This window comes from Morganella morganii H1r (genome assembly GCF_000633515.1).
GTDB classification, from domain to species: domain Bacteria; phylum Pseudomonadota; class Gammaproteobacteria; order Enterobacterales; family Enterobacteriaceae; genus Morganella; species Morganella morganii_B.
Genome location: NZ_AYMP01000026.1, coordinates 1 through 23,073 on the forward strand (window position 1 = coordinate 1; position 23,073 = coordinate 23,073).

General features: G+C 51.2%; 23 protein-coding genes and 1 riboswitch. Of the genes, 13 read left to right on the forward strand and 10 right to left on the reverse strand.

Features of this window, described 5'->3' with window-relative positions; genetic code table 11:
* Positions 1 to 32 precede the first annotated feature (32 nt).
* From mntP to pabB, 8 genes are all read right to left on the reverse strand, one after another.
* Positions 33 to 602, reverse strand: a complete 570-nt coding sequence (gene mntP, locus U868_RS0115650; protein ID WP_025154112.1) for a manganese efflux pump MntP — start codon at positions 600 to 602, stop codon at positions 33 to 35.
* Between the two features lie 6 nt (positions 603 to 608).
* Positions 609 to 806: riboswitch (yybP-ykoY riboswitch) on the reverse strand.
* A gap of 157 nt (positions 807 to 963) precedes the next feature.
* A complete protein-coding gene (locus U868_RS0115655; protein WP_025154113.1) occupies positions 964 to 1,422 on the reverse strand; it encodes a DUF986 family protein in 459 nt (152 codons plus the stop codon).
* A gap of 111 nt (positions 1,423 to 1,533) precedes the next feature.
* Positions 1,534 to 2,391, reverse strand: coding sequence for a PTS mannose transporter subunit IID (manZ, locus tag U868_RS0115660; protein ID WP_025154114.1), 858 nt, complete (start codon positions 2,389 to 2,391; stop codon positions 1,534 to 1,536).
* 13 nt (positions 2,392 to 2,404) lie between these two features.
* Positions 2,405 to 3,202 carry a PTS mannose/fructose/sorbose transporter subunit IIC gene (locus tag U868_RS0115665; protein ID WP_025154115.1) on the reverse strand — a complete coding sequence of 266 codons (798 nt, stop codon included), beginning with the start codon at positions 3,200 to 3,202 and terminating at the stop codon, positions 2,405 to 2,407.
* 63 nt (positions 3,203 to 3,265) lie between these two features.
* Positions 3,266 to 4,249, reverse strand: a complete 984-nt coding sequence (gene manX / locus U868_RS0115670) for a PTS mannose transporter subunit IIAB (RefSeq protein WP_025154116.1) — start codon at positions 4,247 to 4,249, stop codon at positions 3,266 to 3,268.
* A 482-nt stretch (positions 4,250 to 4,731) separates the two neighbouring features.
* Complete coding sequence (locus U868_RS0115675; protein ID WP_051583070.1) at positions 4,732 to 6,096, reverse strand: L-serine ammonia-lyase; 1,365 nt, start codon at positions 6,094 to 6,096, stop codon at positions 4,732 to 4,734.
* Positions 6,097 to 6,288: 192 nt separating this feature from the next.
* The gene (locus U868_RS0115680; protein WP_025154118.1) at positions 6,289 to 6,855 is read right to left on the reverse strand and encodes a CoA pyrophosphatase; all 567 of its coding nucleotides are present in this window, start codon (positions 6,853 to 6,855) and stop codon (positions 6,289 to 6,291) included.
* Complete coding sequence (gene pabB, locus U868_RS0115685; protein WP_025154119.1) at positions 6,842 to 8,230, reverse strand: aminodeoxychorismate synthase component 1; 1,389 nt, start codon at positions 8,228 to 8,230, stop codon at positions 6,842 to 6,844. The genes U868_RS0115680 and pabB overlap by 14 nt, the downstream gene beginning before the upstream one ends.
* Positions 8,231 to 8,354: 124 nt before the next feature.
* Here pabB and U868_RS0115690 point away from each other — a divergent pair, with 124 nt between their 5' ends.
* Both U868_RS0115690 and yebF read left to right on the forward strand, forming a co-directional pair.
* Positions 8,355 to 8,549: a YoaH family protein gene (locus tag U868_RS0115690; protein WP_024472916.1), complete on the forward strand. Its 195-nt coding sequence runs from the start codon at positions 8,355 to 8,357 to the stop codon at positions 8,547 to 8,549.
* Between the two features lie 140 nt (positions 8,550 to 8,689).
* Positions 8,690 to 9,073 carry a protein YebF gene (gene yebF / locus U868_RS0115695; protein WP_004237378.1) on the forward strand — a complete coding sequence of 128 codons (384 nt, stop codon included), beginning with the start codon at positions 8,690 to 8,692 and terminating at the stop codon, positions 9,071 to 9,073.
* Positions 9,074 to 9,125: 52 nt separating this feature from the next.
* Here yebF and U868_RS0115700 read toward each other — a convergent pair whose 3' ends face one another.
* A complete protein-coding gene (locus tag U868_RS0115700; RefSeq protein ID WP_025154120.1) occupies positions 9,126 to 9,359 on the reverse strand; it encodes a DNA polymerase III subunit theta in 234 nt (77 codons plus the stop codon).
* Between the two features lie 237 nt (positions 9,360 to 9,596).
* Here U868_RS0115700 and ftnA point away from each other — a divergent pair, with 237 nt between their 5' ends.
* The 9 genes from ftnA (at position 9,597) to U868_RS0115750 (ending at position 16,990) form a co-directional block, all read left to right on the forward strand.
* The gene (gene ftnA / locus U868_RS0115705) at positions 9,597 to 10,103 is read left to right on the forward strand and encodes a non-heme ferritin (RefSeq protein WP_025154121.1); all 507 of its coding nucleotides are present in this window, start codon (positions 9,597 to 9,599) and stop codon (positions 10,101 to 10,103) included.
* A gap of 191 nt (positions 10,104 to 10,294) precedes the next feature.
* Positions 10,295 to 10,678, forward strand: a complete 384-nt coding sequence (gene copC / locus U868_RS0115710; protein WP_029991231.1) for a copper homeostasis periplasmic binding protein CopC — start codon at positions 10,295 to 10,297, stop codon at positions 10,676 to 10,678.
* Between the two features lie 7 nt (positions 10,679 to 10,685).
* On the forward strand, positions 10,686 to 11,585 hold the full coding sequence (copD, locus tag U868_RS0115715) for a copper homeostasis membrane protein CopD (protein WP_029991232.1): 900 nt from the start codon (positions 10,686 to 10,688) through the stop codon (positions 11,583 to 11,585).
* Between the two features lie 30 nt (positions 11,586 to 11,615).
* Positions 11,616 to 11,954, forward strand: a complete 339-nt coding sequence (locus U868_RS0115720; protein WP_025154124.1) for a YebY family protein — start codon at positions 11,616 to 11,618, stop codon at positions 11,952 to 11,954.
* A 377-nt stretch (positions 11,955 to 12,331) separates the two neighbouring features.
* Positions 12,332 to 12,829, forward strand: coding sequence for a GAF domain-containing protein (locus U868_RS0115730; RefSeq protein ID WP_025154126.1), 498 nt, complete (start codon positions 12,332 to 12,334; stop codon positions 12,827 to 12,829).
* Positions 12,830 to 12,924: 95 nt separating this feature from the next.
* A complete protein-coding gene (proQ, locus tag U868_RS0115735; protein ID WP_025154127.1) occupies positions 12,925 to 13,617 on the forward strand; it encodes an RNA chaperone ProQ in 693 nt (230 codons plus the stop codon).
* Positions 13,618 to 13,635: 18 nt separating this feature from the next.
* On the forward strand, positions 13,636 to 15,681 hold the full coding sequence (prc, locus tag U868_RS0115740; protein ID WP_025154128.1) for a carboxy terminal-processing peptidase: 2,046 nt from the start codon (positions 13,636 to 13,638) through the stop codon (positions 15,679 to 15,681).
* A 443-nt stretch (positions 15,682 to 16,124) separates the two neighbouring features.
* Positions 16,125 to 16,640, forward strand: a complete 516-nt coding sequence (locus U868_RS0115745; protein WP_025154129.1) for a methylated-DNA--[protein]-cysteine S-methyltransferase — start codon at positions 16,125 to 16,127, stop codon at positions 16,638 to 16,640.
* Positions 16,637 to 16,990, forward strand: coding sequence for a DUF488 domain-containing protein (locus U868_RS0115750; protein WP_025154130.1), 354 nt, complete (start codon positions 16,637 to 16,639; stop codon positions 16,988 to 16,990). Before U868_RS0115745 ends, U868_RS0115750 begins: the two co-directional genes overlap by 4 nt.
* Before the next feature lie 155 nt (positions 16,991 to 17,145).
* Here U868_RS0115750 and hemB read toward each other — a convergent pair whose 3' ends face one another.
* Positions 17,146 to 18,120 carry a porphobilinogen synthase gene (hemB, locus tag U868_RS0115755; RefSeq protein WP_025154131.1) on the reverse strand — a complete coding sequence of 325 codons (975 nt, stop codon included), beginning with the start codon at positions 18,118 to 18,120 and terminating at the stop codon, positions 17,146 to 17,148.
* A 735-nt stretch (positions 18,121 to 18,855) separates the two neighbouring features.
* Between hemB and U868_RS0115765 the strand changes: the two genes are divergently transcribed.
* On the forward strand, positions 18,856 to 21,540 hold the full coding sequence (locus U868_RS0115765; RefSeq protein WP_025154132.1) for a DUF2339 domain-containing protein: 2,685 nt from the start codon (positions 18,856 to 18,858) through the stop codon (positions 21,538 to 21,540).
* Positions 21,537 to 22,988 (forward strand): DUF3999 domain-containing protein, encoded by a 1,452-nt coding sequence (locus U868_RS0115770; RefSeq protein ID WP_025154133.1) that lies wholly within the window; start codon positions 21,537 to 21,539, stop codon positions 22,986 to 22,988. The genes U868_RS0115765 and U868_RS0115770 overlap by 4 nt, the downstream gene beginning before the upstream one ends.
* Positions 22,989 to 23,073: the final 85 nt, after the last annotated feature.

The following is a 23,073-nucleotide window of genomic DNA, read 5'->3' on the forward strand; positions in this document are numbered from 1 at the left end:
CTCTCAGCGCCGCAGCGGGTCATCAGAACGGATTAACCGATGTGTTCATACAGGATGGTAAATCCGATCAGGATCAGCACAATCCCGCCGATAATTTCTGCCCGTTTGCCCAGCAGCGGGCCGATATAACGCCCGAGGATCATTCCGGTGGTGGCCATAATCATGGTCATCAGCCCGATGGTCATGGCGGTATGGACAATATTAACTTCCAGGAAGGCAAGGCCGACACCAATTGCCATGGCATCCAGACTGGTGGCAACGGCGGTGGTGGCGAGATGTAATGCACTGTGGCGCTGCGGTTTTTCATGGCGCTGGCAGCAGTCATCACCGGCGGTGACACTGTTGTAAATCATGCGGGCACCGAGAATAAACAGCAGTGCGAAGGCAATCCAGTGATCCCATTCCATTACATAGCGGCTGGCGTAAATACCGATAACCCAGCCGATAAGCGGAGTCAGAGCCTCAATCACACCAAAGATAAAACCGGTGCGCAGTGCTTCACGTAAAGGTGGTTTGTGCAGGGTAGCGCCTTTGCAGACAGCAACGGCGAAGGCATCCATAGACAGGGCCAGGGCAAGGACGAGGGTGGCGTAAAAACTCATAAACTCAGTCTCGGTCGGGTAGCTTATCCATATACACACAATCCAACCCCGACCTCCGGTGAACTGCGTGTCTATGGTCTTGCCAACCGAAACGGCATCCGCACCATGCTGATATAATATCACGCAAGTATGTTGACACGGATTTTCTGTTATTTCTCTGAGAGGTTAATAACAGAACAGGCTACTCCCCAATGACGTGACCGGAAAGATATCACAGAAAATAAAAAAGGCAAGAATATATATTTTAATTTTAAAAGATGCTAATGAGAATGATTTTCATTACATGGGATTTTAATAAGATAATAAAGACTAATATCATTATTAGTCTTTATTTCTGTAGGGGGATAAAAAGGAGGGATTATTATTTATTGTTAATCATGAAATTATAAATCTTTTGTAAATCATCAAGATGAGTTACTTTTATGTAAATTTTGCGATTTTCCAAACCCACAAGAAGAATGCCGTCTTCGGATAAATTCATGGTTTTAATTCGATCATATTTAATATATGCATTGGCGTAAAAAAATCCGGCCTGTTTAAAATATAACTTCGGTGAACGAATAAAAGCCAGATAAATGGCAATGATAATACAGCCGGAAAGTAAATAGGTTGTTAACGGACTGCCGTGCCCGGTTATATTATTATAAATAACAATACCGATAAGAAGGATAAAGATCACGGCATCCGCACGGTGATTACGGCGCAGTTTTATCCGCAGCTGTGTTTTGCCTTTCAGTGTGTTAACAATAAATTCGTCGTAGACGGCAAACAGCAGCATCAGCACAATCACAGCCAGCAGAACAATATCATTTACACTCATTGTGGTTCTTTTCCCCTGAAGTGAAACAGAAAACGGGAGGCGAGCCTCCCGTTTAAACTACCATACTCTTTCTGAAAATACGTGTTCGTCAGAACGTGTTTTTTTTACCGGTTACAATCCGAGGAAACCAAAGACATAGCCCGCAATACCCAGTATAAAGAAGCCGATGATAATCAGCAGGGCATTTACTTTATGACGCAGCAGCCACATACAGCCGAATGTCAGCAGCAGCGGCATCAGGCCCGGCATCAGCTGGTTGAGGATGGTCTGGACCGTGGTGATTTCCATCTCGCCGGTGGTCGGGTTTTTAATTTCCGACACCACCAGCGGGATATTCACTTTCGTCCATTTGTTCACCAGTGCCCCCATGACAAACAGGCCGAGGATTGACGCCCCCTCGGTCAGTTTCTGCAGGAAGCCGCCGCCCATATCCTGAACAATATCCAGGCCTTTTTTGTAGCCGTAAGCCACGCCGTAGTAACGGGTTGCCAAGCGGACCAGGTTAAACAGGAAGAAGAACAGTAACGGCCCGAGCAGGCTGCCGGTCATGGCAATCCCCGCACCGAGGGCGGCAAAGACCGGACGCACGGTACCCCAGAAAATCGGGTCACCGACACCGGCCAGCGGCCCCATCAGACCGACTTTGATACCGTTGATGGCACCATCGTCGATAGCCGCACCGTTAGCGCGCTGTTCTTCCATCGCACAGGTCACACCGAGGATAGGTGCAGCCATATACGGGTGGGTGTTAAAGAACTCCATATGGCGTTTGATAGCCTGTCTGCGTTCTTCATTATTTTCCGGATAAAGACGGCGGATCACCGGTACCATGGAGAAGGCGTAGCCCATTGCCTGCATACGTTCAAAGTTCCATGAACCCTGAAACAGGTTTGAGCGGATGAAGACACCCCGGATGTCGCTCTTTCTTAACTGTTTTCTGCCGGTTACGTTGCTTGTAGTATCAACCATGTTGCTCACCTTCTTAGTCTAACTCGTTATCCAGGTCGTTTTTGCTGCCGGCAGCGACAACGACTTCCGATTTGTTGTATTTCGGACTGAGCTGGATATACAGCACAGCCATCACCGCCCCGATCACACCCAGCGCAACCAGGTTGAACTCAGTAAATGCGGCGGTAACGAAACCCAGATAGAAGAATGGCATCAGGTAACCGGCACGCATCATGTTGATAACCATGGCGTAACCGACCACAACAATCATGCCGCCGGCGATATTCAGGCCGCTGGTGACCCAGACCGGAATCGAGTCAAGCATTTCACGGACAATATCTGTCCCGACAGACACGGCCACGATAACTGCCGGAATCGCGATACGCATTGCCTGTAACAGCAGAGCTCCGACGTGGATCATCCCCAGAGCGGTGAGGTTCCCCTTGTCAGCCGCACGGTCACCCCAGTGCTGGAAGGCCACGGTGATGGTACGGACGATGATAGTCAGCACCTGACCGGCGGCTGCCAGCGGAATAGCCAGCGCGATACCGGCACCGATATTCTGACCCCCGGCGATAACCAGGATGGTGGAAATGATGGATGCCAGCGCTGCATCCGGTGCCACTGCCGCACCGATGTTCATCCAGCCGAGTGCGATCATTTCCAGCGTACCGCCGATCATGATCCCGGTTTTCATGTCACCCAGTACGATCCCCATCAGCGTACAGGCGACCAGAGGGCGGTGGAACTGGAATTCATCGAGGATTGACCCCATACCCGCGATACAGGCAACGATGAAGACCAGGACGATTTGTACAACGGAAAGTTCCATTGTGTTTCTCCTTTAACCAGTCATTTTGCAGACAACAAATTTTGTATTGAGTAATGGGTCAAATTAACTTTCAGCTTTGCTGATTAAATCCATCATTTTTATTTTTGAATCGGTGGAGACTTTGCGGACTTCCAGTTCGATGTTGCGGTCATTCAGCGCTTTGAATGCCACGATATCTTTTTCATCGATAGAAACCGCGTTGTTAACCTGTTTTTTACCTTCGTGGAAGGCCATCCCGCCGATGTTGACTGATTTGATCTCCACGCCGTCTTCCACCAGACGCAGAACGTCCGCCGGGTTGGTGAACAGGAGCATGCAGCGGTCATTGGCGTATTTCGGGTTATTCCAGACACGCACCATTTTCGCCACATCCACCACGTGCGCGGTTACACCCGGAGGAGCAACCTGCTTGAGCAGTGTTGAGCGGACGGTATCGTTGGCAACTTCGTCACTGACGACAATAATGCGTTTGACGTTGGTTTCTTTGGTCCAGCGGGTGGCGACCTGGCCGTGGATCAGACGGTCATCGATACGGGCGAGGGCGATAGTCATGTGTCCGCCCGGGCCTGCCGGTGCCGCCGGCTGTGCGGCCGGTTTAGGTGCAGGAGCCGCTTTTGGTGCCGGTTCGTCCTGTGCTTTCAGGGCGCGGATCCCTTCACGGCCGGTTTCCAGCGCTACCGCAACCAGTTCCTGCAATGACGGATTATCATCACGGCACATAAAGGTTTCGACCAGCATCGGTACGTTAACGCCTGTGACTATCTCATAATTGCTGTTGCCGCCTGCGCTCTGATCCTGCTCAGTTACGATGCGGTTTGCTGCGTTGAACGGGCTGCCGCCCCAGGTATCAACGAGGAATAATACCCCGTCAGCGGTTGATAAACCGGGCAGCTTCTCATTGTACTTCGCATATAGTGTATCGGCATTTTCCCCCGGTACGAAATCGATGAAGGAGACGTTCTCCTGTTCACCGATCAGCATTTCCGTTGTGCGCAGTAACTGCTCAGCGGCTTTGCCGTGGGTGCCAATCATAATGGCTATACTCACCTCTGTTCCCCCTTAACATCAGTCAGGATGGTTCTTGTGTATTACACAGAATCTTTTATGGGTCAGAAAAAAACCGTAAGACTCCGGTGTAAAGATAGTCTCAGGCCCGTGTTACCGCTAATTATTTATGTTTAAACAGCGATAATTAATTTCGGGGCACTAATTAAATGAGAGGGTAACATTCTATGAAGGTAAAAAAACTTGCTTTCTGTCAGAAAACAACAAAACAGAAACATTGAAGACGTAATTATAGTTAATTATTGCGTTGAATATATTATTTGTCAGAGTGATAGGGTGTTTTTTGTTTATTTGGTAGTGTGATATATCGTGGTGCTTTACATGTTGTTAGCATCTTTATCTGAAAATGGCACAATCAGATTAAAAAATGACCAGTGCTGATGCGCTTCAGGTAAAAAATATCCCTGCAATGTTGCAGGGATATTAATGTTATCGAATTATGTTTTGCGAGTTAACTCACAAAATCAGTCGCACTGAACCTTGATTGCAAGACCGCCGCGTGATGTTTCACGGTATTTGGCGTTCATGTCTTTCCCGGTTTCATACATGGTTTCGATGACTTTATCGAGAGAAACGCGCGGTGCGCTGGTACGGCGCATGGCCATACGGGCGGCGTTGATCGCTTTTACAGAAGCAATGGCGTTACGCTCGATGCACGGCACCTGAACCTGACCGGCAACCGGGTCACAGGTTAAGCCCAGGTTGTGTTCCATGCCGATTTCAGCGGCCACACAGACCTGGTCCGGGCTGCCGCCGAGGATTTCAGTCAGACCGGCAGCTGCCATTGAGCAGGCCACACCGACTTCGCCCTGACAGCCGACTTCCGCACCGGAGATAGAGGCGTTCATCTTGTACAGAATGCCGATCGCGCCGCAGGCGAGGAAGTAGCGGAGATAGGTATCCGGGGTGACTTTCTCGATGCAGTGATCATAATACGCCAGTACCGCAGGGACGATACCGCAGGCACCGTTTGTCGGTGCGGTGACCACACGGCCGCCCGCAGCGTTTTCTTCGTTGACTGCCAGGGCAAACATGTTGACCAGGTCAACCACGTTCATCGGATCTTTGGAGAGTTTACCGGCAGAGTTGATCAGGCGGTTCAGCGCCGCGGCACGGCGCGGGACACGCAGCGGCCCCGGCAGAATGCCTTCGGTTTCCAGGCCGTGAGCGATACAGTCAGTCATGGTTTTGTAGACATCGGCGAAATAGGCGTCGATCTCTTCACGGCTGTGCATATCGAGTTCATTTTTCAGCATCAGCGAGGAGATGGAAAGCCCGGTCTGATGGCAGTGATTCAGCAGTTCTTCGGCTGAGGCATACGGATAGGACACCGGGGTTTCGTTGGCGTTATCCTGACCGAAATGCTCGGCATCGACGATAAACCCGCCGCCGATGGAGTAATAGGTTTTGGTGTATAACTCTTCATCACCGGCAAAGGCGGTGATGCTCATGCCGTTTTCGTGCAGCGGCAGGTTACCGGTGTGGAAATTCATACCGCCTTCACGCGGGAAATCCGCGGTCTGCTGACCATTGGCCAGTGACAGACGCTCAGTCTCTTCCACGTTGCGGATAAAACCGTCAATGGCATCGATATCCACGGTTGCCGGTAAGTTACCGGCCAGGCCCATAATGATGGCGATATCGGTATGGTGACCTTTCCCGGTTAAGGAGAGTGATCCGTAGACATCAACAGAAACGCGGGTCACACGGGAAATCAGACCTTTCTCAACCAACTCATCAGCAAACTGCTTCCCGGCTTTCATCGGCCCTACGGTGTGGGAACTGGAAGGACCAATACCCACTTTAAACATGTCAAAAACGCTAATCACGTCAGACTCCTTAAAAAAAACAATGTAATAGTGATTTATCGTAAAGCGCGTTACTTTACTGTTATTTGCTCACACGGATAAAGTAGTTTATCGCATTTTTCACTGCGTAACAGCGATTTCAGATAAAATTCAGGCATATCTGATGAAAAAAAACAGGGGGAAATAGGGCAGAAGTGTGAAATTGGTTACAAATCAATCATTTTTCACTTGCGTTGCGAGGCGATATAAAATACCCGCTGTTAATCCCCAAATCATCCGTCCTTCATATAAGTAAAAATAGAGACGGCGTTCAACAGTATTGCGGGTCATATCAATGTAGCGGTAGCGGCTCAGATCAAGGGCAGCATCCAGCGGCAGCTCAAAGATATCCGCCACTTCCTGCGGGTTACCCGCCAGCGGCAGAGACGGCGGGATGATCCCGACGACCGGGGTGACCCGTAAACCGGTCACACTGTCCACCGGAGCCATTTGTCCCAGCACCTGCACGGCCTGCGGCGGAATACCGACTTCCTCACGGGCTTCGCGCAGTGCGGTGACAACAGGGGAAATCTCGCCCGGGTCAGCCGCACCGCCCGGCAGGGCAATCTGTCCCGGATAGGAGCGCAGTGACGCTGCCCGTTGTGTCAGCAGGATCCCGGGCCGGGCTTTATTGGTGATAGGCAGCAGAACCGCCGCCCGGCGATCACGCTCACCGGTAATGTCTGCTTCGGAAGGGCGGGTTAACTGAAACCGGGGAATAAAGCGCTCAAGCTGAGTCATTTTTTTTCTCCGGCAGAACCGTCAGAATGCGGCCCAGTTTATCAAATGTTTCCTGATATTCGTCTGCGGCGCGGCTGTCTGCGACGATCCCGCCACCCGCCCGGCAATAGAGGTAATTATTTTCCGCAATCAGTGTCCGGATTGCGATATTGGTGTCCATGGTGCCGCAGGCACTGATATAGCCGGCAGAACCGCAATAGGCGTGGCGGCGGACAGGCTCGAGCTCTTCAATGATTTCCATTGCGCGGATTTTCGGGGCGCCGGTAATGGAGCCGCCGGGGAAACAGGCGCGCAGCAACTGTGCCGCCCGGCATGCGGCCGGTAACTGTGCGGTAATGGTGCTGACCAGATGCCAGACCGCCGGGAACGGCTCGACCGCAAACAGTGACGGCACACTGACCGAGCCGGGTAGTGCCACCCGGCCGATATCATTGCGCATCAGATCCACAATCATCAGGTTTTCCGAGCGATCTTTCTCTGACGCCGCCAGCGCCTGTTTTTCAGCATCGTCGGCCTGAAGGTCATCCAAATGACGCGGACGGGTACCTTTGATAGGCCGGGTTTCTGCGCTGCCGTTTTTCAGCCACAGGAAACGTTCCGGCGAAACAGACAAAATAGCGGCCTCCGGCAGACGGATAAACGCGGAAAATGGCGCTTTGTTTTCGTCATTCAGCCGCAGAAACGCCTGCCATTCATCCCCTTCATACGGGGCGGAAAATCCCTGGGACAGATTGACCTGATAACAGTCACCGGCCTGCAGATAGTCATGAATACGGGCAATTTTTTCGTGGTATTCCGCTTCGGTAATATCGGACTGCCAGCGGCCGGTCAGGGCGAAAGGGCGGCTGTCCGGTGCTTTCTGACTCTCCAGCCAGTGCAGACGCGCGGCCGGATCAGTATAGGTGAGTAATGTGGCGCAGCGGCGCCGGTGGTCAACGATCACCGCCCAGTCGTAAATGCCGGTGGCCATATCCGGCACAGACAGCTCATTACGTGCCAGTGACGGCAGGGATTCAGTGCGTCGTCCGAGATCATATCCCCATAATCCCATCGCGCCGCCCGCAAACGGATAGTCATCGTGCGGTTGCGGATCCAGCCCGCACTGTGCCAGCGCCGCATCCAGTAACTGAAACGGGTCATCATTTTGACGGACGCGCTGCCCCCGGCTATCTTCAGTTATGGTCTCATCGCCTCTGGTGGTCAGTGTCATCAGGGGATCGGCGGTCAGAATATCAAAACGGTTATGCTGGTGCTGAGCACTGCCGGAGTGCAGCAGCATGGCCCACGGCTGATGCGACAGCGGGGCAAACAGGGTCAGGGCGAGACCGGGATGATAGTCAAGCGGTGTCAGTACAGGTACGGAATGTGATGTCATAGTTAAATCTGTCAGTAATCTGTGTCCGGAAACGGCCGGTTATCTTATCGGAAAACAGGCGGATGCGTCCCGCCATCTTTATGAGTATAATGTGTTTTTTACTGAAATGTTATAGAAGGTGATTATGTTTACCGGAATGCCCGCGTTAAGTCATGAAGAACAGCAGGCCGCTGTTGAGCGGATCCACACCCTGATGCAGGAAGGGATGAGCAGTGGTGAGGCTATCGCACAGGTCGCGGCGGAGTTACGCGAACGGCATCACGGCGGTGAGCAGATCCGCGCGCTGTTTGATGAGGAAGATGACGACAGCGAAGAATAGAAACAAATATTTAACAAGTGTCACAATTTCCTGATAATAAATATGTTACTTTGCAGCAATAAGCATTAAGTGAAATTTAATTAAGCGCTATTGTATAAAAATGACATTTAGTCTCTTTCGGGATTAAAACAGGAGGTTTTATGAAGGCAATGAATCTGTTCACCCGTACCGGACTGGCAGGTGCAGGTATTCTGCTGGCATTCACCGTCAGCGCACAGGCTCCGGCCACGGCGGAAGTCAAAAATGAGCGTATGGTGACTTTCCCGGCGTGTGAATCGCTGAACAAAGATCAGATAGCGGCACAGGTAAAATATGACTTTGTGCAGAGCCGTTACCCGCGCTGGCAGGATGACAAAGCGCTGCTGGGCAGCAAACCTGTTGCCTGGGTGAATGTGGCGGAAGTGACTGAGAAAGATGGTAATTACAGTGTACCGCTGGTTGTGCGCGGCTCGAAAAAACAGGTCAGTTACACCGTGGATATCAATTGTGCGGCGAAGACCATGACCTACAGTCTGCCGCAGTAATGACACTCGGTTAAACGGTAAAAAGGCGTGCAGCAGCACGCCTTTTCTGTATTCAGCGTTTGGCGTTCGGCTCATACGGCAGGCGGGATAATCCGGCACTGCGCTGACGGTAAAACACCAGACGTTCGGCAAAATAGGCGCGCAGGGATTCCGGCAGAGTCTGCTGCACCTGCTCGGCAATTACCGGCATATTATAGCGCTCTTTAAACGCGACACCGGATGCGGCTAAATCCGCATTGATTTTATCCATCTCTTCCTGGCTGAGTTCGGCAAGATTATAACCCACGATATGCTCCTGTAACGGCTGACGGCCTTAACTTAACTGAGCTGCCGCCTGACTGCAAGCCCGGATTGACAGGCATTCAGCCTCCTCATAAAGAGAATACGATTAATTCTGATTACCTTTACAAAATCATTTTGTTTTCAATATGTTGTGAATTTATTAAATAGCACTTTTCTTCCCGGCAGGAGTGTGCATAATGACCGCAGATGATGAAATAAACGACTGCACAGGAGCCTGTATATGTTAAAGCCGGATATGGTTGACCAACTGAATGCCCAGCTGAATCTCGAATTTTATTCCTCAAATTTATATTTACAGATGAGCGCATGGTGTGCTGATAAAGGCTACGAAGGTGCTGCCGCATTTTTAAAAGCACATGCTGCGGAAGAAATGGAGCATATGCAGCGCCTGTTTAATTATCTCAGCGATACCGGGGCAATGCCGCTGCTGGGGGCCATTGATGCACCACCGACTGAATTCGGTTCAGTGAGTGAGGTTTTCACTCTGACGCTGGAACATGAAAAATTAATTACTGATGAAATTAATAAACTGGTGCATGCCGCGCTGACCTCACAGGATTACTCCACTTTTAACTTCCTGCAGTGGTATGTGGCTGAACAGCACGAAGAAGAAAAACTGTTTAAATCTGTCCTCGATAAATTTGCGATGGTGGGTGACAGTGGTAAATCGATGTTCCTGCTGGATAAAGATCTGGGCCGTATGGCAAGTGAACCATCAGCAAGCTAATCATTTTTAACAGCACTGTTATTTATAATATAGCCACACAATTATCATAATAGACTGATATTTGTGTGGTTTTTATTTGTGTTATCGATCACAAAAAACACTCTCCGGCCTGTGAAGGTTTCCGCAATGCCCCCGGTTGCGTTAGTATGTCCCGCATAATTACATCACCTGCAAAAATGAGGCATACCATTATGTTAACCAACCTGACCGCGCACTGGCGCAAATTATCTGCTGTTGTTGTTTTATTTGTCGGTTTATCCGGCCAGCAGGCATTCGCTCACGCTCATGTCAAAACCCAGGTTCCGGCGGCAGATACCGCAGTGACCGGTTCACCGGAAAATATCTCTCTGGATTTTTCAGAAGGGATTGAACTGAAATTCAGTAAAATCAGTGTGAAAGATGCACAGAATAAACCGGTTGCTGCCGGAAAACCGGAACTGGCGGAAGGGAATGATACCCGTCTGATCCTGCCGCTGACAGAAACCCTGCCGGCCGGTATCTATCACGTTGAATGGAAAGTGGTTTCTGTTGACGGGCACAAAACCAACGGTGACTATCAGTTTACGGTGAAATAAGCCGGGTATGGAACTGACACCGGAAGCACTGCTGATTATCTGCCGCTTCATTCATTTTACGGCCGTAATGCTCCTTGCGGGCTGCGGCCTGTTTACTGTTCTGCTGTCCGGTAACCGGGCGGCACTGCTGCTGCGGGCCCGTCTGCGTTATACCGCCCGCAGTGCAGCCGTGTTTACCGTCCTGACAACGTTCCTCTGGCTGCTGTTACAGGCGGCACTGATGGGGGACGGCTGGGCGGATATGCAGGACCCGGAGATTATCCTCGCGGTACTCTCCACCTCCTTCGGTGAAATCTGGCGCTGGCAGCTGGTGCTTGCCGTGATTCTCTGCGGCGGATTGCTGCTGTCGTCCGGCCGGATGCAAAGCAGTCTGTTTCTGATCTGTGCCGCAGCGATGCTGGCGCTGCATGCTTTTACCGGTCACGGCATGTTGTACAGCGGCTGGACAGGGTGGCTCTATCAGCTTAATCAGGTTGTTCATCTGCTCAGTGCTGCTTACTGGTTCGGCGGGTTGTGGCCGTTCCTGGTCTGCCTGCTTATATTGTTACGGCGTGATACCCTCGCAGAGGGGCTGCCGAAAGACGTGATGGCAACCCTGATCCGTTTTTCAAACCTGGGGCATCTTGCCGTCTTTCTGGTACTGGCTACCGGTCTTATCAGCACTATGCTGCTGTTGCCGGACTGGCCGCAGTGGAGCGGCAGTGATTATCAGGCACTGTTATGGCTGAAAACCGGGCTGGTGCTGACGATGCTGCTGCTGGCGGTGATAAACCGCTATGCAGTGGTACCGAAAATCGCACAATCGGGCCGCTTCCGCCTGTTGATGATTAACAGCTGGGTTGAGATAATTCTCGGCACACTGGCCATTTTAATGGTGGCGATTTTTGCAACTTATCAGCCTGCATAACGCCGGGCGGGCTGACAACCGGGACACACTATGAAGAAAGCTCTGGCATTGATTCCTCTTTTACTGGCGGGTGCGGCACAGGCTGCGCCGCTGAAAACCATCAGCAAATTTGAATTTGGTGAAAAGTGGCCGTTTACCCGGGAGGAAGTGATGATCAACTGCCGGGACGGAAATGCACTGTGGGTGATTAATCCGTCCACACTGATGTCGTATCCGCTGAATGATGTGGCGGCGCAACAGGCAAAAGAACAGAAAATAAAGGTGACTGATCTCTCAGTTATCACATTAAAACAAACCGGAGACGCGGAAAAAGGCATGGATCTCACCCCGGTTATTGAGGCCGCCGGTGCGCTGTGTGGTGATAAATAACACATATTAATTATGAAATTTAACGATTAATATTCGGTTATTAATTAACCAACTGAAATATAAGCCATTTAAATCAGATATATGTTAACGATTTGATAAATAAATATTTTGCATATGTAACCAAGCCGACTAATCTTAATCATGTAGGTTGTACGATATTTTCAATGGCAATTTTAGCGCACGGCTCGCTATGAGCCTTTTTCCCTGGACCGGATAGAGGACTTTATCCGGTCTCTTTTTTATCCCCGCCGTTTTTTCCCTCATTTTCACGAAAAATGCGCAAGGATTTGTAATAATCCTATAGGGCAGCCCCGTTATTTGATATAAATTAAACATTACTTTAACCGGATGATTAACCCGTAACTGTAGTGTGACACATGAATAAACTCGCGTTTTATCAGGATTTAACCCGCCGTTTAACATCGCTTATCAGTGATGAGAAAGATGTCATCGCGACACTGTCTAATGTCAGTGCCGTCCTTTTTGACGAGCTGGAACAGATAAACTGGGCCGGATTTTACCTTCTTCAGGGGGATACCCTCGTACTGGGGCCATTCCAGGGAAAAGTGGCCTGTGTCCGTATTCCGGTTGGCCGTGGTGTCTGCGGAACTGCGGTTGCTCAGGGGCAGGTTATCCGTGTGGATGATGTGCATGATTTTGCCGGGCATATTGCCTGTGATTCGGCCAGTAACTCAGAAATTGTGTTGCCGCTTATCGTAAATGGTCAGATTATCGGCGTGCTGGATATCGACAGCCCGGTTTTTAATCGTTTTGATAATAATGATGAAATTGGTCTTAAAGCCTTGAATGACGCGCTCTGCGTACATCTGGCAACGTGCTTTATGCCGAAATATCGTGAAATGATCGCAAGTTAGGCCTCCGGGAGCATAGCATTTGTCTGTAACACTATTATAATGACGCCTGTTCATGCCTGCTGGTTGGCAAAGCACCGTTGTAATCAGGAAAATTCATGGAAAATCAACCCAAGTTGAATAGCAGTAAAGAAATTATTTCATTTTTGGCTCAGCGCTTCCCGCAATGCTTTGTGGCAGAAGGCGAGGCCCGTCCGCTGAAAATCGGCATCTTCCGCGATATCGTCAGTCGTATCACTGAAGAAGATGGTATCAGTAAAACACAGTTACGTACCGCACTGCGGATGTACACCTCCAGCTGGCGCTATCTGTACGGCGTCAAAGAAGGAGCCAAACGTGTTGATCTGGATGGTAACGATTGCGGCGATCTGGAAGCGGAACATGTTGAACATGCCCGCACTCAGTTAACGGAAGCGAAAGCCAGAGTCCAGGCGCAGCGTGCGCAGAAACGTGAGCAGGATGGTGAGAAAAAACCGCGTCCGGCAGACAAAGCCGCCGCTGACTCCCGCCGCAGCCGTACGGATAAGCCTAAAGCGCCGCGTACCGGTAAAGCTCCGTCGCCGAAATCCGCCGATGCACCACGTAAACCACGGGCACCCCGTCCCGAATCTCAGTCTGCACTGACACCAATTACTGACATTCAGGCACTGAAGGTGGGGCAGCAACTGAAGGTGACAGTCGGTTCCGGCGTTATGGATGCGCAGGTTCTCGAGATCACAAAAGATGGTGTACGTGTTCAGCTGCCTTCAGGGTTGGCAATGATCGTGCGTGCGGAACACTTAAAATTCTGATACGGAGTCAACCGAGGCATGAACAAATTTTTACCCCTGGCGTTGCTCATCGGATTCAGTTTAACCGGCAATGCGATGGCAAAAACCGGCACCACAGCGCTGCCGGATGTCAAAATCAGCCAGCTGCCGGATACTCAGCAGGCACCGGAGCACTCCACGGTCAGTGAGCGTGTGACATCCCGGTTTCTGCATTCCCATTACCGCCAGTTTCAGCTGGATCCGGAATTTTCAGCGAAAATTCTGGAACGCTATCTGAATCTGCTGGATTACAGCCACAACGTCTTTTTGGCGTCTGATGTGGCAAAATTCAGCAAAAATAAAGCAGATGTCGGCAATTATCTCCGCAAAGGGGAGTTACAGCCGTTATACGACCTGTTTAATCTGTCACAAAAACGCCGTTTTGAGCGTTTTCAGTATGCACTGAACCGCCTGAAACAGCCGATGAATTTTGACGGCGACGATGTCATTGACGTGGATCGGAGCAAAGCACCGTGGCCGCAGACAGAAGCCGAGCTGGATAAATTGTGGGATGCCAAAGTCAAATACGACTGGCTGACCCTGAAACTGTCCGGCAAAGATGATAATGAAATCAAAGAAACCCTCACCAAGCGCTATACCTATGCGCTTAAACGTCTGACACAGACGAAAAGTGAGGATGTTTTCCAGCTGATTATGACCGCGTTTGCCCGTGAGATTGATCCGCACACCAGTTATCTCTCCCCGCGCAATACTGAGCAGTTTAACTCTGAAATGAGCCTGTCTCTGGAAGGCATTGGTGCCGTGCTGCGGATGGATGATGATTATACCGTGATTAATTCACTGGTCGCCGGCGGCCCTGCGCTGAAAAGCAAGGAACTGGCGGTCGGGGATAAAATTCTGGCCGTCGGCCAGGCAGGCAAGCCGATGGTGGATGTGGTCGGCTGGCGTCTGGATGATGTGGTATCACAAATCAAGGGTGCCAAAGGCAGCAAAGTCCGCCTGGAAGTGCTGGGTGATACCAAAGGGGCCAAACCACGCATTGTAACCCTGACCCGTGAGCAGATCCGCTTGGAAGACAGAGCGGTGAAAATGACCATCAAACAGGTCGGTGACCAGAAAGTCGCGGTGCTCAATATTCCGGGCTTCTATGTGGGTCTGACCAATGACACCAAAACGCAGTTGCAGAAACTGGCAAAAGAGAAAGTGGATGCGGTGATTATCGACCTGCGCGGAAACGGCGGCGGAGCCCTGACAGAAGCGGTGGATTTGTCCGGCCTGTTTATCTCCAGTGGTCCGGTGGTGCAGGTGCGGGATAACAACGGCCGTGTCCGTGAAGATGCGGACAGCGATGATGTCATCTACTACAAAGGTCCGCTGGTGGTGATGGTTGACCGCCTGAGCGCATCCGCGTCTGAGATTTTCGCTGCCGCAATGCAGGATTACGGCCGTGCGCTGATTGTCGGTGAGCCGACCTTCGGTAAAGGTACCGTGCAGCAGCACCGCCCGGTCAGCCGTATTTACGACCAGATGCTGCGCCCTGAATGGCCGGATCTGGGCTCTGTGCAATATACTATCCAGAAATTTTACCGTATTAACGGCGGCAGTACCCAGCGCAAAGGGGTAACGCCGGATATTATTATGCCGACCGGCTTTGATAACGACGATATCGGTGAAAGTTTCGAGGATAACGCGCTGCCGTGGGACAGCATTGCCCCGGCGAAGTATTCACAGACGGATATTATCCGTAAAGCGGTACCTGAACTGGCACAGAAATATCAGGAACGTTCAAAAAATGATCCGGAATTCGCGTATATTTACGAAGATCTGGCACGGTTTAAAGCCAATAAACCGACACAGTATATTATTTCCCTGAATTACGCGAAGCGTGATAAGGAAGATAAAGAACTGGAAGGGATCAGGCTGAAACGGATTAATGAACGTTATGCCCGTGAAGGTAAGAAACCGCTGGCTAATCTCGAGGCACTGCCGAAAGATTATGAAGGGCCCGATGCGTATCTTGATGAAACTGCTAAGATTGCCGCCGATCTGGCAAAAGTGCCGGATATCGCAAATAGCGCGCAGTGACCGGTTATTTTTCGGAATAACATTAATAAAAAAATCGACAGCATTCAGGCTGTCGATTTTTTTTGTGCCGCATAAACACAGCGGCACCGGCAATTTGTCGCGTATTAATTAAAAGAAACGCGGTACAGAAATTGTCATAACTGCAGTGGTAATACGATCGAAAGTTGTTTTTGTGGATTTAATTAATTTAGCCATAACAATTCCTCCATTATTTCTGAAAATAATGTTCAATACTCAGGTGAACGTGTTTATCTGTTAATCTAAAATGGTACAGTCAATGTGCTGTATCGATGGGATGTACTTTACTCATTAGTGTGAGTTCAATCAAGTTTTCACTCAAAAGAAGTTGAGCATAATAAAATCAATTTTAACTCATAAAATAGACAGTTTCGTAAAGAAAACGGTACATCTGCCGGTGATGTACGGAGAACAAAGGAATATTGATGATATTTCGTACACAATTCAGCACAATACTGGGTGAAATGTCGGCAGCGGCAACAGAGCAGGGTGTTTGTTTTCTGGAATTTACGGAAGACAACCGCCGCGAAGATACCTTACAGCGGGTCTCTGCACGGCTGAACATGCCGGTAACAGACGGAAATCATCCTCATCTGGCACTGCTGGAGTCACAATTGCAGGACTATTTTGCCGGTAAACTGACAGAATTTACGGTTCCGCTGGTGCTGCCGGGAACATCTTTTCAGCAAAAAGTCTGGGATGCTTTGCTGTCCGTGCCGTTTGGCTGTACGGTTACTTACAGTATGCTGGCTGAGTTGTTATCCAGCCCGCGTGCTGTCCGGGCTGTCGGGCGGGCAAACGGCATGAATCCGGTTTCCGTGCTGGTGCCGTGTCACCGTGTTACCAGTAAAAATGGTGAACTGACCGGCTATGCCGGCGGGATGGACCGCAAAGCCTGGTTACTGGCTCATGAAAAACAGGTTAAAGGAGCAGCAATATGATTTTCTGCAAACGGGTTTATGATGAGATCGCGGAGAGTGATGGTTACCGGGTACTGGTTGACCGGCTGTGGCCGCGCGGAATTAAAAAAACCGATCTGAATTACGATGAATGGAATAAGGATGTTGCGCCGGATACAGAATTACGCAAGTGGTTCCATGCCAACAGTGATCAGTTTGCGGAGTTTGAACGGCGTTACCGTGCAGAGCTGGAGAGCAGGCCGCAAAGCTGGCAACCGCTGGTGGCCAGAGCGGTACAGGGTAATCTGACACTGTTGTTTGCGGCAAAAGATAAAGAACATAACCAGGCAAAAGTGCTGAAGGCATTTCTGGAAGAAAAGAATAAAACGTGAAGCTTGTAAGTCCGGTGTTTGCGCCTGACGGCAACGGCAAAACGAAAAGTCGCTGTGAACACATCCGTGTGCGCTCAGGCGCGTCATCCATGACGCGCATGCTTTTCGTTGACCTGCCCGTTACCACAGGCTTGTCAGCATGAGCTTTTGTACAATCAGCTCAGGATCTTATTCTCTGCCAGACTCAGGGCGAAATAACTGAAGATTAAATCCGCCCCGGCACGTTTGATGGAGCCGAGGGTTTCCAGTGCAACGCGGGTTTCATCAATCGCACCGGCCTGTGCGGCCAGTTTGATCATCGCGTATTCGCCGCTCACCTGATAGGCCGCCAGCGGCAGATTTGAACGTTCACGCACATCACGCAGAATATCCAGATAAGCCCCGGCCGGTTTCACCATCAGCATATCTGCACCTTCCTGCTCATCGATCAGGGATTCACGGATGGCTTCACGACGGTTCATCGGATCCATCTGATAGGTTTTGCGGTCGCCTTTCAGGCAGGAACCGGCAGCATCACGGAACGGGCCGTAAAGGGCAGAGGCGAATTTGGTGGAGTAGGACACAATCCCGGTCTGATGGAACCCGGCGGCATCCAGCGCCAGACGGATAGCCCGCACCTGACCGTCCTGGGCGGCAGAAGGGGCGATAAAATCAGCACCGGCCTGCGCGGCAACCACCGCCTGTAATCCGAGGTTATGCAGGGTTTCGTCGTTATCCACCACACCGTCATGCACCACACCGCAGTGCCCGTGGCTGGTGTATTCACAGAAACAGGTATCAGACATCACCACCATCTCAGGCACGGTCTCTTTGCAGATACGGGACATCCGCGCAACCAGGCCATCTTCCGCCCAGGCATCACTGCCGGTTGCATCCAGGTGATGTGAAACACCGAATGTCATCACGGATTTAATCCCGGCTTTGGCGATCCGCTCGATTTCATAGGCCAGCCGCTTTTCCGGAATGCGCATAACGCCCGGCATACTGTCGATGGCTTTATAGTCACCGGCGCCTTCTTCGACAAAAATCGGTAACGCGAGGTCATTGAGGCTTAATGTGGTTTCCCGGAACAGATCACGCATCTGCGGGGTCTGGCGAATTCTTCTGAGACGCTGGATGTCATGTTGCATAACGACAGTTGCTCCTTATTGCATAAAAAATAATGCGGTCAGTATAAACCTTTCAGAGGAGGATGGGGGTACAGGCAGAAAAAAATAAGGCTCCGCAGAGGGAGCCTGAAAACGATGTGCGTTTATCTTCAGAATATAATACGGGCGATTTTATTGAGCTCTGAGATAAAACGTCTGATATTTTTTATTGCAGGTAACATAATTGCGTTCTTGTTTATTGTGTTCTCACAATTCGATGACATAACTTTAGCACTTTGTTGATGAGTGTCAATCTTTCTTACAAATTAAATTTAACATTTAAACTAAATTTGATTTGAAATGGCACAGCAAAAAAATGCTCAGTCTGTCCGTCACAGACGGTTGCGGTAAAACGTGACCACACAGAAGGACGCGGTGACGTTGTCTAACTCTTTTAAGAAGCAGGCTAAAAATCGCATAATGAGTGTCCTTATATTGTTGTGATCTGTATCCCAAAATTGCCCCTTTTTGTGATAACAGTCAATATTTAAAATCCGGAAAAATGATTTTCAGTCAAAACAGGTGTGAAACCCGTGTGTTCACAGATGTTTCCGGTGTTTTAACAATGGATTAACGGGATAAAACAGTATTTTATGGTATTTGTTAAATATCCGGATTTATTCACCTGCTTTTTAGCAGCATAACAGGCAGTATGTGAGATAACGGAAATTAAAAATTATCTGCACTCTACGTTAAAGACTGAAAAACAGGATGAACATGGATTCATTACTCTTCTGGGGTTTTGTGTTAGTGGCGCTCATTATTGTGACGCCGTTTATTGCTGTTGCGGCGCTGCGGCGCACAACGCTGCTGAAGTTGCAGGTCAGCGTTCTGACAGAGGAAACGGAATCACTGCGCCGCGAGCTGGATGCCCTGACCGGCGGTCAGCCGGCGACGGAAACCACTGTTCAGGTTGCTGCGCTGTCTGAAGCGATCCCGCTGCAGCCGGAGCGGGAAGTGCAGTATGAACCGGTGCCAGAGCCGGAACCGGAACCGGTTATCGCGGCGGCGGCAATGCCGCTCCCGGCGGATACAGCAGCAACAGAGCGCAAAAGCCCGGCGGCCAATATTCTCGAATGGCTGCTTAACGGCAACCTCCCGGCCAAAATCGGTATTCTGCTGTTGTTTATCGGCCTTTCGTATCTGCTGAAATTCAGTATCGAAAATAATATCCTGACTCCGGAAGTCCGCCTGATCGGCGCGGCGGTATTGTCCGCAACACTCTTTGTTGTCGGCTGGTGTGTCCGTCATAAAAACCGGCTGTACAGCCTGATAGTTCAGGGCGGCAGCCTCGGTGCGTTTTATATCACGATATTTGCCGCCTATAAGCTTTATGAGTTCCTGCCGCTGGCCTTTGCACTGGCGCTGATGGTGGTTATCTGCCTGGCATCGGTTTTCTTTGCGGTGATACAAAACGCTGTCAGCCTGGCGGTTCTGGCGGTGATAGGCGGTTATGCGGCGCCGGTGCTGCTCTCCACCGGCAGCGGTAACTATATCGCACTGTTCTCCTATTATCTGATGCTCTCCGTCTCCATTCTGGTCATGAATTACCGGCAGGGCTGGCGGGTGCTGAATATTGTCGGTTTTACCTTTACCTTTGTGGTCGGCGTGATCTGGGGCATCGATAATTACCGGCCGGAGTATTACCTGAACTGTCAGATCTTCATTATTCTGAATCTGGTGGTCTACGGGCTGATGACGCAGCAATATGCACGCCATCATGTTATGACCGACGACAGGCGAAAACAGCGGATGGTGGACCCGGTACTGCTGTTTGCACCGCCGGTGCTGGCGTTTTCCCTGCAATATGCCATTACGGAACCGTTCTATCTCGGCACGGCAATCTCATCACTGGCCTTCGGGCTGCTCTATCTGCTGCTCACGGTAGTCAGTCTGCGCCGCTTCCGCGCTGACGGGCAACGCCTGTCGCTCGGTTTTCTGCTGCTCAGTATCGGCTTTATCTCACTGGCGGTGCCGCTGGCACTGTCGCCGCAGTGGACGTCGGTGGCCTGGACGATTGAAGGGCTGGCAATACTGTGGTTTGCCTGTCTGCAAAAACAGCGGATTGTCGGCTGGAGCGCCACCGGGCTGGTGCTGCTCGGGTTTGCCTCTCTGCTCTACAGCATGGACTTCATCTGGTGGTCAGAACAAAGCACCTGGATGTATATCTTCCAGTGGGGCGGGCTGCTGGTTGCCGGGGCACTTCATCACCATTTCCGCCTGATGAACCGCAGCAAACTGATTTCCGGACTGCTGATTATCCCGGCCATGATCACCTGGCTCTCGTGGCTGTGGATGCTGCCGTGGTTATCACCGGCGGGTGAATTGCTGTCCGGTGAGGAATATGTGCTGACCGGGCTTGTGATCTCGGTCTGGAGCTGGTTCTTCCTGGCGCGCAAAGTGCAGTGGACTCAGTTGTATTACTGCATCAGTGCGCTGTGGATAGTGAGTCTGCTGATACTGTGTGACTATATGCTTACCGGAACACATGCGGCCGGTTCGCTGTACGGCGGCGTTATCTGGCTGCTGATTATCGGCAGTATGATCACCTTTATCCGGCTGCTGCCGGAACAGGCACCGCGTATTATCAGTAATCTGATGCACGGCGCGTCACTCTGGACTGTCATCGGTCTGGTCGCCGCCGAAGTCCTGTGGGCGGAAAGGCAGCTGCCGTGGGGTATGGAAGAGTGGGCCTACTTTATTGCCATGCTGGCGGCGTGCGGCGTATTTTTTGTGCTGTATGCCATGCAGCGCCTGCGCTGGCCGCCGATGGATAATCATGCCGCACTGTACTGGCAGAGTGCCTATCCGCTGGCTGTGTTGCTCGGGCTGGCGCTGTTTACCGGAAATATGCAGGATGGTCAGCTGTCGCTCTGGCAGTATGTGCCGCTGCTGAACCCGCTGGATGAAGCGGGACTGTTCGGGCTCGCTGCATTGTGGTGTCTGCGTGATGCGCTGATACGGACCACACCGAAAGTCCGTTTCCGGGCAGATGTGGTGCACGGTCTGGGTATTGCTGTTGCCGCGCTGGGTATCTGGTGGGCGAACGGTATTCTGATCCGCGCGCTGGCCTTTGCGGACGGCACTGCCTGGACTACTGCGGCACTGCTGCAATCCCGCCTTATCCAGACCACGCTGGCGATTGTCTGGGCACTGACTGCCGTGATCCTGATGACCACCGCAACCCGCAGGCATAAACGCTATCTGTGGCTGGCCGGGGCGGTCATCTTTGCCGTGGTGATTATTAAACTCTTTGTGGTTGATATGAATCAGAGCAGCGGGCTTGCCAGAGCCGGTGCCTTTATCGGGGTGGCACTGCTGATACTGGTTGTGGGATATTTCTCGCCGTTACCGCCGAAAACGGGCACTGACATACAGAATAATAAGGAAAATAACGGATGATCACAGGTAAAAAGGCGGCACTGCGCTGCAAATGGCATACCGGCGCGGTGTTCCTGGCGGCGGTGCTGGTATCGGTGACAACCCCTTCCCGGGCGGATACCCCGGCGAAGACACTGAACGATTTTAATCAGGGGGCGGAGTTACAGCTCCGTGCTGAGAATGCACCGTTTTACCGTCTGACGGTGCCGGATAATGTCTGGCTCAACAGTGCGTGGCCGGATCTGCGGGATATCCGTATCTTTGACAGCACCGGTACGCCGGTGCCGATGTCACTGACGGCGGCGACGCAGGTAAAAGATGAAAGTGCGCGCGTCCGCTTCGTTATTTATCCGTTGTCACAAAGCCGGGCGGAAGAGCAGGACGGCAACCGCAAAATCCGCCTGAAAGCGGATAACGGCACAGAACTGACGATTTACAATGATAATGCGGACAGCCTGGCGCGTCCGTCCACCGCGACGTATCTGCTGGTGCCGGATAACAAACAGCAGCTCCCGCTGCCGTTGCGGGAAGTCACACTGAACTGGCCGCAGCAGACCGGTAATATACAGGCCAAAGCCTCACTGTTCAGCAGTGATGACAAACAGAACTGGTCACCGGTGATCCTTGATGTGCCGCTGATGGATCTGAAATCCGGTGAGGATACGCTGCTGGCACAACAGATAAAAATTCCGGGCTATATCAGTGGTGATGAAAGCAGGGCGAAATACTGGCTGCTTTCCGTGACCGGAGATAACAATCAGGCACCACCGCAGATCACCACAGCAGAAGGGATAAGTTCCCGGACGGTGGAGCGCCGTGAGGTGAACCGTTTTGATTTTGTGCCCGCAGCGGACACCGACGGCAGTATGATTTACAGTCTGCCGAATATACAGCGTCTCAGCCGTCTGGATTTTCATATTGATCAGGAAAATACGGTGCTGCCGGTGCGGATAGAATACCGGAGTGGTACAGAAGGGAACTGGCTGCCGCTGGATAATAAAGTGCTTTATTCACTGGTGTCGGATGATGCGGAAAACCGCAACAGTAATATCCGGCTCAATGATCTGCCGGTCCGCCAGGTCAGGCTGACGGCGATTAACAGCAGCTGGCGTGAGACACCACCGAAGGTCACCGGGGTTAAATATGCACAATATCTGACCTTCAACGCCCAGGGGGCCGCGCCATATCTGCTGGTGTGGGGGGCGCATGATGTCAGTGCGGCATTTTTACCGCTGTCCCAGCTTCTGCCGGGCAATAATCTGAATAATCAGGATGCAATCCCGCTGGCAGATGTGTCAGAAAAAGTGGTCACACTGGGCGGGGAAGCGAAGTTGCTGCCTGCGCCGGAGGCTCCGCCGCCGTTTGCCAGGAAAACCTGGCTGTTATGGGGGGTACTGGTGGCTGGTGTGGCAATACTCGGATTATTTGCTGTCCGCCTGCTGAAAGAAATGAAAACAGAGCAGAAATAACTGTACAGCATAAAAAAAGTCCGCACGTTGTATAACAGCGTGCGGACAGAAACGAAAATAAAAAAGAAAGGGTATTTAGTACAGG

Coding starts and splice junctions, on each gene's coding strand:
- mntP (WP_025154112.1), bottom strand. CDS start 602: ATGAGTTTTTACGCCACCCTCGTCCTTGCCCTGGCCCTGTCTATGGAT.
- U868_RS0115655 (WP_025154113.1), bottom strand. CDS start 1,422: ATGAGTGTAAATGATATTGTTCTGCTGGCTGTGATTGTGCTGATGCTG.
- manZ (WP_025154114.1), bottom strand. CDS start 2,391: ATGGTTGATACTACAAGCAACGTAACCGGCAGAAAACAGTTAAGAAAG.
- U868_RS0115665 (WP_025154115.1), bottom strand. CDS start 3,202: ATGGAACTTTCCGTTGTACAAATCGTCCTGGTCTTCATCGTTGCCTGT.
- U868_RS0115680 (WP_025154118.1), bottom strand. CDS start 6,855: ATGACTCAGCTTGAGCGCTTTATTCCCCGGTTTCAGTTAACCCGCCCT.
- pabB (WP_025154119.1), bottom strand. CDS start 8,230: ATGACATCACATTCCGTACCTGTACTGACACCGCTTGACTATCATCCC.
- U868_RS0115690 (WP_024472916.1), top strand. CDS start 8,355: ATGTTTACCGGAATGCCCGCGTTAAGTCATGAAGAACAGCAGGCCGCT.
- yebF (WP_004237378.1), top strand. CDS start 8,690: ATGAAGGCAATGAATCTGTTCACCCGTACCGGACTGGCAGGTGCAGGT.
- ftnA (WP_025154121.1), top strand. CDS start 9,597: ATGTTAAAGCCGGATATGGTTGACCAACTGAATGCCCAGCTGAATCTC.
- copC (WP_029991231.1), top strand. CDS start 10,295: ATGTTAACCAACCTGACCGCGCACTGGCGCAAATTATCTGCTGTTGTT.
- copD (WP_029991232.1), top strand. CDS start 10,686: ATGGAACTGACACCGGAAGCACTGCTGATTATCTGCCGCTTCATTCAT.
- U868_RS0115720 (WP_025154124.1), top strand. CDS start 11,616: ATGAAGAAAGCTCTGGCATTGATTCCTCTTTTACTGGCGGGTGCGGCA.
- U868_RS0115730 (WP_025154126.1), top strand. CDS start 12,332: ATGAATAAACTCGCGTTTTATCAGGATTTAACCCGCCGTTTAACATCG.
- proQ (WP_025154127.1), top strand. CDS start 12,925: ATGGAAAATCAACCCAAGTTGAATAGCAGTAAAGAAATTATTTCATTT.
- prc (WP_025154128.1), top strand. CDS start 13,636: ATGAACAAATTTTTACCCCTGGCGTTGCTCATCGGATTCAGTTTAACC.
- U868_RS0115745 (WP_025154129.1), top strand. CDS start 16,125: ATGATATTTCGTACACAATTCAGCACAATACTGGGTGAAATGTCGGCA.
- U868_RS0115750 (WP_025154130.1), top strand. CDS start 16,637: ATGATTTTCTGCAAACGGGTTTATGATGAGATCGCGGAGAGTGATGGT.
- hemB (WP_025154131.1), bottom strand. CDS start 18,120: ATGCAACATGACATCCAGCGTCTCAGAAGAATTCGCCAGACCCCGCAG.
- U868_RS0115765 (WP_025154132.1), top strand. CDS start 18,856: ATGGATTCATTACTCTTCTGGGGTTTTGTGTTAGTGGCGCTCATTATT.
- U868_RS0115770 (WP_025154133.1), top strand. CDS start 21,537: ATGATCACAGGTAAAAAGGCGGCACTGCGCTGCAAATGGCATACCGGC.